The sequence below is a fragment of the Ensifer sp. Root954 genome (assembly GCF_001429005.1).
Lineage (GTDB): Bacteria > Pseudomonadota > Alphaproteobacteria > Rhizobiales > Rhizobiaceae > Ensifer > Ensifer adhaerens.
Genome location: NZ_LMJM01000014.1, coordinates 90298 through 106972, shown reverse-complemented (window position 1 = coordinate 106972; position 16675 = coordinate 90298). Strand labels below are relative to the sequence as shown.

General features: G+C 63.5%; 10 protein-coding genes. 7 read left to right on the top strand and 3 right to left on the bottom strand.

Translation table 11 applies throughout. The features are described 5' to 3' along the window. Nucleotides 1-6: 6 nt before the first annotated feature. A complete protein-coding gene (locus ASE71_RS07800) occupies nt 7-1896 on the bottom strand; it encodes a SurA N-terminal domain-containing protein (protein ID WP_060517066.1) in 1890 nt (629 codons plus the stop codon). Nucleotides 1897-2246: 350 nt separating this feature from the next. Between ASE71_RS07800 and ASE71_RS07795 the strand changes: the two genes are divergently transcribed. After that, complete coding sequence (locus ASE71_RS07795; RefSeq protein WP_060517068.1) at nt 2247-3893, top strand: Na/Pi cotransporter family protein; 1647 nt, start codon at nt 2247-2249, stop codon at nt 3891-3893. An 11-nt stretch (nt 3894-3904) separates the two neighbouring features. Here ASE71_RS07795 and ASE71_RS07790 read toward each other — a convergent pair whose 3' ends face one another. Then, the gene (locus tag ASE71_RS07790; RefSeq protein WP_060517070.1) at nt 3905-5665 is read right to left on the bottom strand and encodes a hypothetical protein; all 1761 of its coding nucleotides are present in this window, start codon (nt 5663-5665) and stop codon (nt 3905-3907) included. Nucleotides 5666-5908: 243 nt separating this feature from the next. On the opposite strand from ASE71_RS07790, the gene glmU reads away from it, so the two are divergent. From glmU to ASE71_RS07770, 4 genes are all read left to right on the top strand, one after another. Then, nucleotides 5909-7279 (top strand): bifunctional UDP-N-acetylglucosamine diphosphorylase/glucosamine-1-phosphate N-acetyltransferase GlmU, encoded by a 1371-nt coding sequence (gene glmU / locus ASE71_RS07785; RefSeq protein ID WP_060517406.1) that lies wholly within the window; start codon nt 5909-5911, stop codon nt 7277-7279. Nucleotides 7280-7510: 231 nt separating this feature from the next. Continuing rightward, nucleotides 7511-9337: a glutamine--fructose-6-phosphate transaminase (isomerizing) gene (gene glmS, locus ASE71_RS07780; RefSeq protein WP_060517071.1), complete on the top strand. Its 1827-nt coding sequence runs from the start codon at nt 7511-7513 to the stop codon at nt 9335-9337. After that, nucleotides 9337-9834: a GNAT family N-acetyltransferase gene (locus ASE71_RS07775; protein WP_060517408.1), complete on the top strand. Its 498-nt coding sequence runs from the start codon at nt 9337-9339 to the stop codon at nt 9832-9834. Before glmS ends, ASE71_RS07775 begins: the two co-directional genes overlap by 1 nt. Before the next feature lie 18 nt (nt 9835-9852). Beyond that, complete coding sequence (locus tag ASE71_RS07770) at nt 9853-10554, top strand: DUF502 domain-containing protein (protein ID WP_034791018.1); 702 nt, start codon at nt 9853-9855, stop codon at nt 10552-10554. Between the two features lie 40 nt (nt 10555-10594). Here the strand turns inward: ASE71_RS07770 and recG are convergent, their stop codons facing one another. Further along, a complete protein-coding gene (gene recG / locus ASE71_RS07765) occupies nt 10595-12700 on the bottom strand; it encodes an ATP-dependent DNA helicase RecG (RefSeq protein WP_060517073.1) in 2106 nt (701 codons plus the stop codon). 155 nt (nt 12701-12855) lie between these two features. Here recG and ASE71_RS07760 point away from each other — a divergent pair, with 155 nt between their 5' ends. Beyond that, nucleotides 12856-13161 (top strand): succinate dehydrogenase assembly factor 2, encoded by a 306-nt coding sequence (locus ASE71_RS07760; RefSeq protein ID WP_034791024.1) that lies wholly within the window; start codon nt 12856-12858, stop codon nt 13159-13161. A gap of 7 nt (nt 13162-13168) precedes the next feature. Then, complete coding sequence (gene mfd / locus ASE71_RS07755; protein WP_060517410.1) at nt 13169-16672, top strand: transcription-repair coupling factor; 3504 nt, start codon at nt 13169-13171, stop codon at nt 16670-16672. Nucleotides 16673-16675 lie beyond the last annotated feature (3 nt).

The window sequence follows — 16675 nt, the reverse complement described above, 5'->3', positions numbered from 1 at the left end:
TTGGGCCTATCGTTGCGCAATGGCGGTTTCAGCGAGCGTCTGGTTGATCGAAACGCCGTAGGCGGCCTGCAGCGTGGCGACCATCTGGTCCAGGATGTCCTCGCCGCTGACACGGGCGAGGGCCTCGATCTGGCGGCTGTCGTCCTGCAGCACGTCTGCCGGGCCGGCGGTCTCAACCGAGGTGACCTGCAGAAGGATCTGCCCTTCGCCGCCGATTCCGGGAGCGTTGGTGACGTGGCCGTTCGCGCCGGAGAAGGCGGCAGCGACGGCTGCCGGGCTAAGGGCAGCATCGGCGGTCGCGCGCGTCAGGCCGGCCTTGGTTTCGACGACGAGGCCGAGTTCCGTCGCGACATCGGCGAGCTTTGCGCCCTGCTCGACGCGCTGCTTCAGTTCGCCGGCCTTCGTGGCAAGTGCTGCGCGCTGCTGCTCAGCCATCCAGTCGGCGCCGATTTCGTCGCGGGCTTCGTCCAGCGTGCGATCGCGCGCCGGGATGACTTCATCGAGGTCGAACCAGACATAGCCTTCACGGCCGACATTCACCGGCAGGGTTTCAGCACCGACGTCGGCCTTGAAGACTTCCTGGAGAAGGGCTGCCTGTTCCGGCAGGCCGGCGACGTCATCGCCGTTCTTGTCCTTGCCGGTCGCGTCCACCGCATCGACGGTTACGAGCTTCAGCTTGAGCTGGTCGGCGACTTCCTTGATCGGCGCGCCGGAAGCGCGCTCGTCTTCGATCTTGTCGTGCAGGCGCATGACTTCTTCGCCCGCTGTGGAAAGGGCGATGTCCTTGCGCAGTTCTTCCTTCACTTCGTCGAGGCTGCGGACGGTTTCCGGGCGGATGTTCGTCACGCGCAGAATGACCGGCCCGAAGGCACCGTCGACAACCGGCGTCACGCCGTCGGCCTGAAGTGCGAATGCTGCTTCGCCGATCTTGGCGTCGGGAACGCGATCCCTCGTGAACTCGCCGAGAAGTACGTCGGCGGAGGACTTGCCTTCGGCCTTTACGATATCGTCGAAGCTGGTGCCGGCAGCAAGCTTTGCCGACGCAGCGTCAGCCGCTTCACGCGACGTGAAGGAGAGCTGTTCGATTGTCCGCGCGGCAGCGCTACGGAAGCTTTCCTTGCGGCGTTCGTATTCGGCGCGGATCTCGTCGTCGGTGACAACGGTCGGGTCGGCAACGTCAGTCGGCTCGAGCTTCACATAGGTGATCTTGCGATATTCCGGCGCACGGTAGTTCGCCTTGCGGCTGTCGTACCAGGGAGAAAGCACGTCGTCGCCCGGCACCTTTACCGGATCGATATTGGCGTTCGAGAGCAGCAGGTAATCGATCGTGCGCTTCTCGTGCCGGTAGGCGCCGATCGCGTCGGTGAGAACCTTCGGAGCGACATAGCCATCAGACAGCGCGTCGACGATCTGCGAGCGGATCGCCGTCTGGCTCTGGCTGTTGATGTAATCCTGTTCGCGCAGGCCCGCATTGCGCAGCACGCTCGAGAACGTCAGTCGGTCGAACTGGCCGTTGACACTGTGGAATGCCGGATCGTCGGCGATCAGTTTTGCGAGCCGATCCTGCGACAGGCCGAGATTCATGTCGTTGGCGAGCTGGTCGAGAGCCGCGCCGGCGACGATCTGTGAGTAGACCCGCTGCTCGATGCCGAAGGCGCGCGCCTGCTGCGGCGTCAGCCGCGTGCCGAGCTGGCGGGAAGCCTGTGCCAGCATCGTCTCGTAGGCGAGCCGGAATTCCGGTGGCTTGACCTTGACGTCACCGACGACCACCACCGCATCCGACTGGTTCGTCATCGTCAACGATGAGCCGCCCCACACCATGAACGACAGAACGAGAACGATTAGCAGGCCTTTGACGACCCAGGTCTGGGCGGCGCTTCTCAGAAATTCGAGCATGGGGGCAGAAACCTCGTTGCAATGCGGTGGCCATCGGCCAAACGAATTCGTTCCTTAAAACAAACGAAACAGGAAATGAAGGGTTGTTTGCCGCAAATTGCGCCCATGCAACGGGATCGGCCGCCCGGAGCAACCGTCTGGTTTTCAATGGCTGCCGCGACAGCTGCGCGAGCTGCCCGGATGAGGCGGGCGGCGTCCGTCGATCGGACCGGCGCGGGTGATCAACTCGATGTCGGATTCATTAGCCGGCAACCGAAAATTATCTGTCACATTGGCTCGAACATGCCGCGGTTCTGTGGTTCTGTTGCAGGGGCGGAGCGATTCTTTGGAGCTTCCGCGGGAAAGATTCCATGCAGTCGACAATCGTGATGGTAAACCTGTTTGGAGCAGTGGCACTGCTTCTCTTCGGCCTGTCCCTCGTCAAGGACGGGGTGACCCGTGCCTTCGGGGCTCGGCTGCGCGCCGGCCTTGCCCAGGGAACCGACGGCTCTCTCCGCTCCTTCGTGACCGGACTTGTCGCGACGCTTGCGCTGCAAAGTTCCACGGCCACCGCATTGATGACCGCATCCTTCGTGGAAAAGGGGCTCATCCGCTCGCGCATGGCGCAGATCGTGCTGCTTGGCGCCAATCTCGGCACGGCGATGACGGCCTGGATCGTGGCGACCGGAATAGAATGGCTGTCGCCGCTCGTCATTCTCATCGGCGTGGTCTTGCACCGCGCAAGCCGGTCGAACGCGCGCCAGGGTCTGGGTGCTGCTTTCGTTGGCATCGGCCTCATGCTCCTGTCGTTATATCTTTTGGGCGCGGCGACGGAGCCGATGCGTGACAGTCCGGCCCTTGGGGCCTTCCTCTCGATGCTCGACAGCGCTTGGCCCGTAGCGCTTCTCATTGCCGCGGGACTTGCCTTTGCGTCGTCGTCCAGTCTGGCTGTGGTGATGCTGGTGCTGTCACTCTCGACGACGGGCATCCTCAGCGTCGGGTTGACGGTGGCACTCGTGCTTGGCGCCAATCTCGGTGGGGCCGTTCCGCCTGTCATGGCAACGCTCGGTTCCGCCCCGTCGGCGCGCCGCGTCACCATAGGCAACCTTGTCGTTCGCGCCATTGGCTGCCTGATCGCGCTTCCGCTGACAGGCATGAGCGTGGAGTTTCTGCAGAGCCTGCCGCTGCCGCGCCAGAACCTGCCGGTCGACATTCATCTGGCCTTCAACCTCGCGGTCGCCATTCTTGCCTGGCCCTTTGCCGGTTTGCTGTCGCAGCTCATGGCCCGGTTCATTCCGGATGGAGAGGCCGAGGAGACCGGCCCGCGTTATCTCGATGAGACGACGCTGAATACGCCGGTCATGGCGCTTTCGGGAGCCACCCGGGAGGTCTTGCGCGTCGGCGATCTGGTCGAGGCGATGCTGATGCGTGCCGCGAACGCCTTCAACAACAACGACCTCTCGGATGTTCGCGATATCGGCAAGTTCGAAAAACAGGTCGATCAGCTGCAGCAGGAGGTCAAGATCTTCCTGTCGCGCTTGGGCCGCGATGGCCTGAGCGCCGAAGACGGCCGCCGCTCGATCGTCATCATCGACTACGCCATCAATCTCGAGCATATGGGCGACATCATCGAGAAGGGGCTGTGCGAGCAGATCACCAAGAAGGTCAGTAACGGCCTGAAGTTCTCGGAGGAGGGCTATCAGGAGCTCAAGAGCCTCTTCAACCTGACGATCGACAATCTGCGAGTCGCCCAGACCATCTTCGTCACCCGCAATGCCGATCTCGCCAAGCAGCTCATCGAGGTGAAGGTCAACGTGCGTCACATGGAGAAACGCTCGGCGGAGCGCCATATCGAGCGGCTGCGCGACGGGCTGGTCCAGAGCCTGCAGACGAGCTCCCTGCATCTCGACATGCTCCGGGATCTGAAGCGCGTCAACGCGCATATCGCTTCCGTCGCCTATCCCATCCTTGAGGAAAATGGGCTGTTGAGCGAGAGCCGCTTGCGGCCGGGCGCCTAGCGTCGCGTCGATCAGCCGCCGGTGTTGGCAGCGGGCTTCAGGCTGTTTCGGATAAAGGCGTCGTAGCAGCTTGTCAGCGTGATCCGGCTGTGAGCCGTTTCGAGGCTCGGCAGATAAAGCGACAGCAGCGTCTGGTTGACGTTGGTCACCGGGCAGGTCGGCACCAGCGCGACGTCGACCGCATCGAGGGCGGCGCGAACATTTTCATCCGGCGGCGGAATGGCACGGAAGGGATCTGCTCCGATCGCGACATGCAGCGGGGCACTGCGGTGCATCAGCCACGGAAAGGGGTTGGTGAAGTCGACGTTGAAGATCGTCCGGAAGCGTACGCCGTTCGAAGCCTCGTAGGCCGTCAACGCGTCGACCGCTTCGTCGACATTCATCAGCCATCCCGTCTGAAAATCGAAGTCGCTGTAGAGCAGGAACGACGGCAACTCGCCAGTTTTGGCGAAGGCGTCGAATGCGGGACGCTCGGTCGCGTAGAGGATGCGCAGACGCTCGGCGCGCAGTGCCAGGATGGGCCGTACATTGACGGCGCCCATGGTTTTGAGGTTGCGGCTTTCCAACGGCACGTTGTTGACAGCCCCGATCCATGCGCGGGTGCTTTTTTGCACGACGGCTGTAGCCGGCGGCAGGGCTGCCGCGAGGGCGAGAACAGCGACGGCAACTGCGACAGGCCGTGTTTTGGCGGCTGCGACCTCATCGATCGCGAGCTTGAGGAGCAGCGGCAGCAGGAAGATGAACGCCTGACTGCCGGTGTTCTGGCTCTCAAAGACGATACCGGCAAGAACGAAGGCTGCAAGCCAGAAAAACGGCTGGTCGAAACTTCGGCAGAGAGCCGCCATTGACGGGCCTTTTCCAAGCTGGCGCAGCGACTGGGCGAAGGGCGCAAGCTGCGTGCCGAGGAGCACCAGGCACAGCAATCCCGCCGGGATCAGCAAACCGGCATTGAGGGAGGCGGCCTGCAGCAGCCGCGGCAGCAAGCTGCCGTCATTGACGGAAAGCAGCGCCAGGATATCGGCAAGATAGGCAGAGACGCCGCCGAGGGCGAGTTCGACGCTCGCAAGGATGGCGATGACCACGAGCCCCGCCACGATAGCCGAGCGGAACGGCAGGCGCCCCGCAGCAAAGGCCATGAGGCACATGAGCGTGCCGGCAACCGCGCCGGTGATCTTGACGAAGAACAGTGCCGCCATGGCGCCGGCGACCGTCGCGACGAGCAGCCGACGATCGCGCACGTGGACAAGTGCGGCTGCGAGTACATAGAGAAGCTGGCAGACCTGGCGGTTGTAGATGCCGAAACCGTCGGAGCCGGGGTAGGGGTAGAAGTCGCCGGTGTTGAACGGCAGCACCGAAAACACCAGGAACGGCAGCAGGATCGCATAGGCGACTGCCGTCGAACGCTTCTGGACATCGGTGACCACCAGCGCGATCAGCGGCCCACTGACGAGAAGCAGGCACCAGCTCGCCAGGAGCAGCGGCTGGCCATTCGGAAAGATGCCCTGCAGGGCGGCGAAGAGATAGTAGCCGAGGGCGCCGACGGGGGTGAAGAAATCGACCGACGGGATCTGGCCGTCGCGGATACGATTGGCGGCATCGAGATAGAGATAGTGGTCCCAGAACATCGGACCGATCGGCTGCGGGATCGTGAAGCTGAGCAGAACCGCGAGCACACCGAGCACAAGGGCAAGTAACAGAAGCGGAGATCGAGCGAGAGGAATGACCGCGCCGGTAGACTTTGCCGGTGTGTCGATGTCAGTGCGGCTGTGCATTGCGGCTTGATCCCCCGAAGGAGCGATGCACCCGCACGGCTTTGCTGACACAGGCTCCGCGCCTTCTTATGCCATCATCCGGTTTTAAGCCGGTTAATGCGACGTGATTGTGAGAATTATGCTTCTCGCAATATGTTGCTGCTAGCACCGCGCCGAATCGAAAGGCGATTTTGTACTTGAGCCGATTCCGATCTAAGGAATTGTGCAGTGGGCGTGAGCCTGGAAGAGACCAAGGAGAGATATATGGAACGGACGTGCCTGGCCATCGTTTTGGCTGCGGGTGAAAGCACGCGGATGAAATCGTCCATGTCGAAGGTGCTGCATCCGGTGGCGGGCCGGCCGATGATCGCCCACGTCGTCGAGGCGCTCTCAAACGCTTCCATCTCGGATATCGCTCTCGTCGTCGGCCGCGACGCCGACGCGGTCTCGGCTGCCGCCGACATCGGCGGCGTGTCGGTTTCGTCCTATCTGCAGAAGGAACGGCTCGGCACCGGCCATGCGGTGCTTGCTGCCCGCGACGCCATCGCAAAGGGTTTCGACGACATTCTCGTCGTTTTTGGCGATACGCCGCTGATCCAGCCTGAACCACTTCGGGCCGCTCGCGAGGGACTTGCGGCCGGCAACGATGTGGTGGTGATCGGCTTCGAGGCGGCAGACCCGTCGGGCTACGGCCGCCTGATCGTCAAGGACGGCGCGCTGCTCGCCATTCGCGAGCACAAGGACGCAACGGAAGAAGAGCGCCGCATCACCTATTGCAACGGCGGCCTGATGGCGATCGACGGTCGCAAGGCACTCGATCTTCTCGGCCGCATCGGTAACGCCAACGTCAAGGGCGAGTATTACCTGACCGACCTCGTGGAGATCGTCCGCGAGATCGGTGGGCAGGCGATTGCCGTCGAGGCCCCCGAAGAAGAACTGACTGGCTGCAACACGCGCGCCGAGCTCGCCTTCATCGAGCGGCTTTGGCAGCAGCGCCGCCGCCACGAGCTGATGCTGTCGGGCGTATCGATGATCGCGCCGGAAACCGTGTTTCTCGCCTGGGATACCGCGCTGGAGCAGGATGTCCTGGTCGAGCCGAATGTCGTCTTCGGCCCGGGCGTGCGCGTCGAAAGCGGCGCGATCATTCATGCCTTCTCGCATGTCGAGGGTGCGACGGTGCGCGCCGGCGCGACGGTCGGTCCGTACGCACGCCTGCGCCCGGGTGCCGATCTCGGCGAAAACTCCAAGGTCGGCAATTTCTGCGAGGTCAAGAAGGCTGAGATCGGCGCCGGCGCCAAGGTCAATCACCTGACCTATATCGGCGATGCCTTCGTCGGCGCAGGCACCAACATCGGCGCCGGCACGATCACCTGCAATTACGATGGTGTGAACAAGCACGAGACGCGGATCGGCGCAAATGCCTTTATCGGCTCGAACTCGTCTCTGGTTGCGCCGGTGACGATCGGTGACGGCGCCCTGGTCGCCTCCGGCAGCGCCATCACCGAGGATGTGCCGGCCGACGCCGTCGCCTTTGGCCGCGCGCGCCAGGAGATCAAGCCCGGCCGGGCGCGGCTGCTGCGCGAGCGGTACGAGGCGGTGAAGGCGGCCAAGAAGGCGGCGAAGGCTGCCGGTTAGGCCCGTGGTGCCCGCGTGTCCGCGGGTTCGCCTCGGATTTGCTGCATGTCGCTTGATTCCGCTAGGATTCGCGGGAACATGCGGCGGCGTTAAACATTGAAATCGAAAGTGAAATCGGGGCGGATTGCCTCGACCGGCAAATGCTTTACCAAGACAGCGCGCCGGGCGGCATTTCCGCCCTCGTTGAACAGGGGCGCCCATCGCGGCGCGGGGACGAATTCGGAGACGACTATGTGCGGTATTGTAGGCATCGTTGGCAACCAACCGGTATCGGAACGACTGGTCGATGCGCTGAAGCGCTTGGAATACCGCGGCTATGATTCCGCCGGTGTCGCCACCGTCATTGGCGGCAAGCTGGAGCGCCGGCGCGCCGAGGGCAAGCTCGTCAATCTGGAGATCAGGCTGCGCGAAGAGCCGCTCGCCGGCACGATCGGCATTGCCCACACGCGCTGGGCAACCCATGGCGCGCCGACCGAACGCAACGCCCACCCGCATTTCACCGACGGGGTCGCCGTCGTCCACAACGGCATCATTGAGAACTTCGCCGAGCTGAAGGACGAACTGATCGCCAGTGGCGCAAAGTTCGAGACGGACACGGACACCGAGGTCGTGGCCCATCTGCTCTCCAAGTTCCGCCGCGAGGGCCTCGGCCGGCGCGAAGCCATGCACGCGATGCTGAAGCGCGTCACCGGTGCCTATGCGCTGGCGGTGCTCTTCCAGGACGATCCTTCGACGATCATGGCGGCGCGTAACGGCCCGCCGCTTGCGATCGGTCACGGCCGCGGCGAAATGTTCCTCGGCTCCGACGCGATCGCGCTTGCGCCCTTCACCAACGAGATCACCTATCTGATCGATGGCGACTGGGCGGTGATCGGGGCGAACGGCGTGCATATCTTCGATCTCGACGGCAACGTCGTCGACCGGCCGAAGCAGCTGTCTACGGCCGCCGCCTACATGATCGACAAGGGCAACCACCGGCACTTCATGGAGAAGGAGATCTATGAGCAGCCGGAGGTGATCGCGCACGCGCTCAGCCACTACATCGATTTTGCCGGCAACCGCATCAAGGCGCTCTCAGGCACGATCGATTTCGCCAAGGTTCCGAGCCTTGCGATTTCCGCCTGCGGCACCGCCTATCTCGCTGGCCTCGTCGGCAAGTACTGGTTTGAGCGTTACGGCCGCCTGCCGGTGGAAATCGATGTCGCGTCCGAGTTCCGCTACCGCGAGATCCCGCTGCCTTCCGAGGCGGCCGCGTTGTTCATCTCTCAATCCGGCGAAACCGCTGATACGCTGGCCTCGCTGCGCTACTGCAAGGATCTCGGCCTGAAGATCGGCGCCGTCGTCAACACGCGCGAATCGACCATCGCGCGTGAATCCGACGCGGTCTTCCCGATCCTTGCCGGTCCGGAAATCGGTGTCGCCTCGACCAAGGCCTTCACCTGCCAGCTCGCAGTGCTGGCGTCGCTCGCGATCGGCGCCGGTCGCGCCCGCGGCACGGTGAGTGCTGAGGAAGAGCAGGTCTTGGTTCGCTATCTCGCGGAAATGCCGCGTATCATGGGGCAGGTGCTGAACGCCGTTCAGCCGAAGATCGAGCTTCTTTCGCGCGAGCTGTCGAAGTGCCGCGATGTTCTCTACCTCGGCCGCGGCACCAGCTTCCCGCTGGCGATGGAGGGGGCGCTCAAGCTCAAGGAGATCTCCTATATCCATGCGGAAGGTTATGCCGCCGGCGAACTGAAGCATGGACCGATCGCGCTGATTGACGAGAACATGCCGGTTATCGTCATCGCGCCGCACGACCGCTTCTACGAGAAGACCGTTTCCAACATGCAGGAAGTCGCGGCCCGCGGCGGCCGGATCATTCTCATCACCGACGAGAAGGGCGCCGCCGCCTCGAAGCTCGAGACCATGGCGACGATCGTGCTGCCTGATGTCGATGAGGTCATCGCGCCGATGATCTTCTCGCTGCCGATCCAGCTCCTTGCCTATCACACGGCGGTGTTCATGGGCACCGACGTCGACCAACCCCGCAACCTCGCCAAATCGGTGACCGTCGAATGATCTATGTCCGGCACGAGCGCCCCGGCGACGAAGCGGCGATACATGCCGTGACCGCGGCCGCCTTCGAAGGGCATCCGCACAGCGACCAGAGCGAACCCTTCATCATCGAGCGACTGCGTGAGTCCGGTGCGCTGAGTGTGTCGCTGGTCGCCGAGATGAACGAGGAAATCGTCGGGCACATCGGCTTTTCGCCCGTCACTCTGACGCCGGAAGAGCCCGGCTGGTTCGGGCTCGGGCCGGTCTCGGTCAAGCCGGACGTTCAGGCCCAGGGCATCGGCCGACAGCTGATCCTCGAGGGGCTCGAATGGCTGCGGGCGGAAGGGGCCGCCGGCTGCGTCGTGGTCGGCGATCCGGCCTTGTATCAAAAGTTCGGTTTCCGTAACGAATCGGCTCTTGTATTCCCCGGTTGTGCGCCGCAATATTTCATGGCGCTGGCTCTCTCCGGCGCGATGGCGGCCGGCACGGTCGCCTATCATCCGGCCTTCGGCGTCGAGTGAGGTTGAGACGGAAGAAGCATGACGGAACATTCGAAACGCGGCTATATCGGCACCCGGCTGCGCAACTACTTCCTGACGGGTTTGATCATCTGCGCACCGGTCGCGATCACCGTCTGGCTCGTGCGCACCTTCATCGACTGGGCCGACGGTTGGGTGAAGCCCTACCTGCCGAACTTCTATAATCCGGACACCTATTCGCCCGTGGCCATTCCCGGCTTCGGTCTGCTCGTCGCTATTTTCGTGATCACCTTCGTCGGTTTCATGACCGCAAACCTCGTCGGTCGGTCGATCGTGAATTTCGCCGAGTCGCTCCTCAATCGGACGCCTCTCGTCCGCACGATCTACAAGTCCACCAAGCAGATATTCCAGACGGTGCTGCAGGAACAGTCCTCCTCCTTCAAGAAGGCCGGGCTGATCGAGTATCCGAGCCCGGGCATCTGGTCGCTGGTGTTCATCGCAACGGATGTGAAAGGCGAGATCGCCTCGAAATTCAAGGAACGCGGCATGGACATGGTCGCGGTCTTCCTGCCGCCGACTCCAATCCCGACGGCGGGGTTCCTGCTGTTCATCCCGCGCGACAAGATCATCCCGCTTGACATGAGCGCGGAGGACGCGGCGAAGCTCCTGATCTCGGGGGGCCTTGTGACGCCCGACCAGAAGCCGCTCGCCAATGCACCTTTGAAAATCGGTCAGCAGAAGACTGAGATTCCCGTATCTTGATGCCGGGCCGCCGTGATCGTCGGTTTGGCAGGTTGGTCGGTCAGCCGGCGCGCAGGAAGCGGATCGCCTCATCGCGGCGGTAGAGATAGAGCAGTGTGCGGAGCGCTTCGCCGCGCTCCGAAGTGAGGTCCGGATCGCGCTCGATCACGTAGGCGGCGTCCTTCCGCGCGATTTCGAGCAGATCGCCGTGGGCCTCCAGGCTGGCGATGCGAAAACCGGGCGTGCCTGACTGGCGCGTGCCGAGCAACTCGCCTTCGCCGCGCAGCTTCAGGTCCTCCTCGGCGATCAGGAAGCCGTCCTCGCTGTCGCGCAGGATCGAGAGCCGCGCGCGGCCGGTTTCGCCGAGCGGTCCCTTGTAGAGCAGGATGCACGTCGATGCCTCGTCGCCACGGCCGACGCGGCCGCGCAACTGGTGAAGCTGGGCAAGGCCGAAGCGTTCCGCATGCTCGATCACCATGATCGTTGCGTCGGGCACGTCGACGCCGACTTCCACGACTGTTGTCGCAACCAGCAGGCGGATCTCGCCGTTCTTGAAGGCGAGCATGACGGCGTCCTTCTCCGCCCCGTTCATACGGCCGTGTACCAGGCCGACATTGTTGCCGAAGCGCTTGGCGAGGCCTTCGTATCGTTCTTCGGCCGACATGACGTCGACGGCTTCGGACTCTTCCACGAGCGGGCAGATCCAGTAGGCCTTCTTGCCTTCGCGAAGGGCGGCGTCGAGCCGATCGACGATGTCGCCAACGCGCTCCGTCGGGATCGTCACCGTCTGGATCGGCTTGCGTCCGGCGGGCTTTTCCGTGAGCTTCGAAACGTCCATGTCGCCGAAGGCGGCAAGCACCAGCGTGCGGGGGATCGGCGTTGCCGTCATGACCAGCATATGCGGCGAGATGCCCTTGGCGGTCAGGCGCAGGCGCTGGTGAACGCCGAAGCGATGCTGTTCGTCCACCACCGCCAGTGTCAGCTCCTTGTAGCTCACCGTGTCCTGGAAAAGCGCATGCGTGCCGATCACCATGCGCGTTTCTCCGGACGCGATGCGCTCGAGAATGGCGTCGCGCTCCTTGCCCTTGGTGCGGCCGGTCAAAACGTCGATGGCGATGCCGGCGGGTGCGGCCATCCTTGCAAGCGTCGCATGGTGCTGGCGGGCGAGAATTTCGGTCGGCGCCATCAGCACCGCCTGACCGCCGGATTCGACGGCGGCGAGCATCGCCATCAGCGCCACCATCGTCTTGCCGGAGCCGACATCGCCTTGCAGCAGCCGGAGCATGCGCTCGGTGCCGGCCATGTCCTTCAGGATGTCGGCGATCGCCGTCGACTGACTGGCTGTCAGGGAAAAGGGAAGGGCGTCGATGACCGGACGGGAAAGCACACCGGTCGCGTGAACCGGTACTCCCGCGACCTTGCGCAGGCGCTGGCGAACGAGAGCCAGGGACAATTGCCCGGCGAGAAACTCGTCATAGGCGAGGCGGCGGCGGGCAGGTGCCTGCGGATCAAGGTCGGTCGCGTCGCGGGGATCATGCAGCGCGCGGAAACTTTCGGCTGCGGTGCTGAATCCTTGTCGCGTCTGCAGCGCGTCGTCCATCCATTCGGGCATGTCCGGAACACGGGCGACGGCGGCCTCGATCGATTTCCGCAATATCCGGGGTGAAAGTCCCGCTGTCAGCCCGTAGACCGGCTCGACCAGCGGCAGGTTTTCCGCCTCGCTTGCCCGGACCGCATAGTCAGGGTGAACCATGGACGGGCGGCCGTTGAACCAGTCGACCTTGCCGCTGACGATGACAGTCTCATCGACCGGCAGCGATTTTTCCAGCCAGTTGCCCTTGACGCGGAAGTAGGTGAGCGCCAGCTCCCCGGTCTCGTCATGCAGGAAGACGCGATAGGGCAGGTTGGGCTTGCCGCGCGGGGGCGGCTGGTGGCGATCGACCCGACCGGTGATGGTGACGATAACCCCTTGAGGCGCGTGGGCGATGCCCGGCTGTTGGCGCCGGTCGATCAACGAATGCGGTGCGTGAAAAACGAGATCGACCACGCGGCAGTCTTCGATCGTCTCGCGACCGAGCAAACGGGCATAGAGTTCGCCGATCTTCGGGCCGATGCCTGGAAGCGTGTCGAGCGGGGAGAAGAGCGGATCTAGCAGGGCGGGGCGCATGGCGATGAAATTGCGATGATAATTCGGGCTTTGGCAAGGCTGACAATCGGCTATTCAGAGTTTATAGAGCCGTTGACGACAAACCGTACCCCAAAGGCCTCGCGCGTTCGTCCGAGCGTGCAGGCGTCATCGCGGGCGGCAGGAAGGAATTTCCCATGACCGGTATCTCTCGCACCAGCGCCGATCTCGATCCGCGTCGACGGCGGATCCTGTTCCGTGCCTGGCATCGCGGCATTCGCGAGATGGATTTGATCCTCGGGCAGTTTGCGGAGGCTGAGCTCTCGACGCTTTCTGAAGCACAACTCGATGAACTCGAGACGATCATGGGCGAGGAAGACAACGATCTCGTCAAGTGGATCATCGGCGAACAGCCGGTGCCGGCTTGCTATCAGACGCAGATGTTTCAGCGCATCGCTGCCTATCGTCCGGATTTCGACAAGCTTCCCGAAGGGATGAAATAGACCGATGATGCTGGCTGGCCTTGATCCGAAGAAGATTGTCGAAGCACAGCGAGAGATCACGATCGGGCCGGTGCCCTCCGGGGCCGAGGCGCTGATCCTTGCTGAGCTCGCCCGCGCCGGCCAGCCGGTCGCCTACATTCTCTCGGATGGCCAGCGGATCGCCGATCTTGAGCAGGTCCTCTCATTCGTCGCGCCCGACATTCCGGTGCTGACGCTTCCCGGCTGGGACTGCCTTCCCTATGACCGCGTCTCGCCGAGCGCCGACACATCGGCACGGCGGCTGGCGGCGCTGAGCGCCTTGATTGCGCACAAGAAGAAGCCGCATGCGGCGATCGTGCTGGTGACGGTCAACGCCGCCCTCCAGAAGATCTCGCCGCAGGACGTGATCCAAAGCCTGGCGTTTTCGGCCCGTCCGGGCAATCAGGTGCGTATGGACGACATCGCGATGCGGCTGGAGCGCAACGGCTTCGAGCGTGTCGCGACCGTGCGTGAGGTTGGCGAATACGCAGTGCGCGGCGGCATCCTCGATGTCTTCGTGCCGGGGAGCGGCGAGCCGCTGCGCCTTGATTTCTTCGGCGATACGCTCGAAACAATCCGCTCGTTCGATCCGGCAAGCCAGCGCACCACCGGTCAGGTCCGCTCCCTCGATCTCAATCCGATGAGCGAGGTGTCGCTGACGCCCGAAACGATCAGCCACTTCCGCAAGCACTACCTGTCGCTGTTCGGCGCGACGACCCGCGACGACGCGCTTTACCAGGCTGTCTCCGAAGGCCGGCGCTATGCCGGCATGGAGCATTGGCTGCCGCTGTTCTATGACGGGCTGGAGACAGTCTTCGACTATCTCGACGGCTTCCGTATCGTCACCGATCATCTGGCGCGCGAAGCTGCGGCTGAGCGCTCGAAGCTCATTCTCGACTATTACGACGCCCGTTTGGCCTCGGCGTCTCCGGGCAAGGCGCAGGCCACCCAGGGTACGCCCTACAAGCCGGTTCCGCCGGAGCTGCTATATCTGAGCTCGCAGGGCTTCAACGCCGGCCTGAGCTCACGCGACGCCATTCGCCTGTCGCCCTTCAACGAGCACGAGGGCGAAGCCCGCCAGGTCATCTCGGTCGATGCGCGCCAGGGCATGCGTTGGGCGAAGTCGGCGGGTGAGGGCGAAGCCGAAGACGAACGCGTTAACGTCTTCGATCAGGCGGTCAAGTACATCGCCGAGCGGCGCTCGAAGGGCGCCAAGGTGGTGATTTCAGGCTGGAGCGAAGGATCGCTCGATCGCCTGCTCCAGGTTCTCGCCGAACACGGTCTCGGCAACGTCAAGCCCATCAAGGCACTGGCCGAGATCAAGTCGCTGAAGCCGGGCGAGGCGGCCTCGGCCGTGCTCAGCATCGAAGCCGGTTTCGAGACGGGCGATCTCGTCATCATCGGCGAACAGGATATTCTGGGCGACCGCATGGTCCGCCGCTCGAAGCGGCGCAAGCGCGGCGCCGACTTCATCGCCGAGGTGGCTGGTCTCGACGAGGGCAGCTATGTCGTGCACGCCGAACACGGCATCGGCCGTTTCGTCGGCCTGCGCACCATCGAGGCGGTCGGTGCCCCGCATGATTGCCTCGAGCTCGTCTATGCCGACGATGCCAAGCTGTTCCTGCCGGTCGAAAACATCGAGCTTCTGTCGCGCTACGGTTCAGAAGGCACCGATGCGATCCTCGACAAGCTCGGCGGCGTCGCCTGGCAGGCGCGCAAGGCCAAGCTCAAGAAGCGGCTGCTCGATATGGCGGGCGGCCTCATTCGCATCGCCGCCGAACGCCATACGCGCCGGGCGCCGGTGCTCGCCGCACAGGACGGCGTCTATGATGAGTTTGCCGCTCGCTTCCCCTATGACGAGACCGAAGACCAGCTGAACTCGATCGAGGCGGTGCGGGAAGATCTCGGCAGCGGCCGTCCGATGGACCGCCTCGTCTGCGGCGACGTCGGCTTCGGCAAGACGGAAGTGGCGCTTCGTGCCGCCTTCATCGCTGCCATGAACGGCGTACAGGTCGCGGTCGTCGTGCCGACGACGCTGCTTGCCCGCCAGCACTTCAAGACCTTTTCCGAACGGTTCCGTGGGCTGCCGATCCGCATCCAGCAGGCGTCGCGCCTCGTCGGTTCCAAGGAACTGGCGCTGACGAAGAAGGAAGTGGCCGATGGCAAGACCGATGTCGTCGTCGGTACGCATGCGCTGCTCGGCACGTCGGTCAACTTTGCCAATCTCGGCCTCTTGATCATCGACGAAGAGCAGCACTTCGGCGTCAAGCACAAGGAGCGGCTGAAGGAGCTGAAGTCCGACGTGCACGTGTTGACGCTTTCGGCGACGCCGATCCCGCGCACGCTGCAGCTTGCCCTGACCGGGGTGCGTGAACTGTCGCTGATCACGACGCCGCCGGTCGACCGCATGGCGGTGCGCACCTTCATCTCGCCCTTCGATGCGCTGGTGATCCGGGAAACGCTGATGCGCGAGCACTACCGCGGCGGCCAGAGCTTCTATGTCTGCCCGCGTCTGAGCGACTTGTCGGAGATCCATGATTTCCTGAAATCGGACGTTCCGGAGCTGAAGGTAGCCGTCGCCCACGGCCAGATGCCGGCAACCGAGCTCGAAGACATCATGAACGCCTTCTATGACGGCCGTTACGATGTGCTGCTGTCGACGACGATCGTCGAATCCGGTCTCGACGTACCGACGGCCAACACGCTGATCGTGCACCGCGCCGACATGTTCGGTCTCGCCCAGCTCTACCAGCTTCGCGGCCGCGTCGGCCGCTCGAAGGTGCGCGCCTTTGCGCTGTTCACGCTGCCGGTCAACAAGACGCTGACGGGCATGGCCGAACGCCGGCTGAAGGTGCTGCAGTCGCTCGACACGCTCGGCGCCGGTTTCCAGCTCGCAAGTCACGACCTCGATATCCGCGGCGCTGGCAACCTGCTCGGCGAAGAGCAGTCGGGCCATATCAAGGAGGTTGGCTTCGAGCTTTACCAGCAGATGCTCGAGGAAGCGGTCGCCGAACTCAAGGGTGAGGAAGAAATCCACGACACCGGCTGGTCGCCGCAGATTTCGGTCGGAACGCCCGTCATGATCCCGGAACACTACGTTCCGGATCTGCATCTGAGGCTCGGCCTTTATCGTCGTCTCGGCGAACTGACGGACTTGAAGGAGATCGACGGCTTCGGCGCCGAGATGATCGACCGCTTCGGTCCGCTGCCGATCGAGGTCCAGCATCTCTTGAAGATCGTCTACATCAAGTCGCTCTGCCGCACGGCGAATGTCGAGAAGCTCGATGCCGGGCCGAAGGGCGTCGTCGTGCAGTTCCGCAACAAGGAATTCCCGAACCCTGCGGCACTGGTGGGTTACATCGCCAAGCAGGGCACGCTTTCGAAGATCCGGCCCGACCAGAGCATCTTCTTCCAGCGCGAACTGGCGACGCCGGAAAAGCGCCTGTCCGGTGCAGCAATGGTGATGACGCAGCTCGCCGGCCTGGCGAAGTAAGAA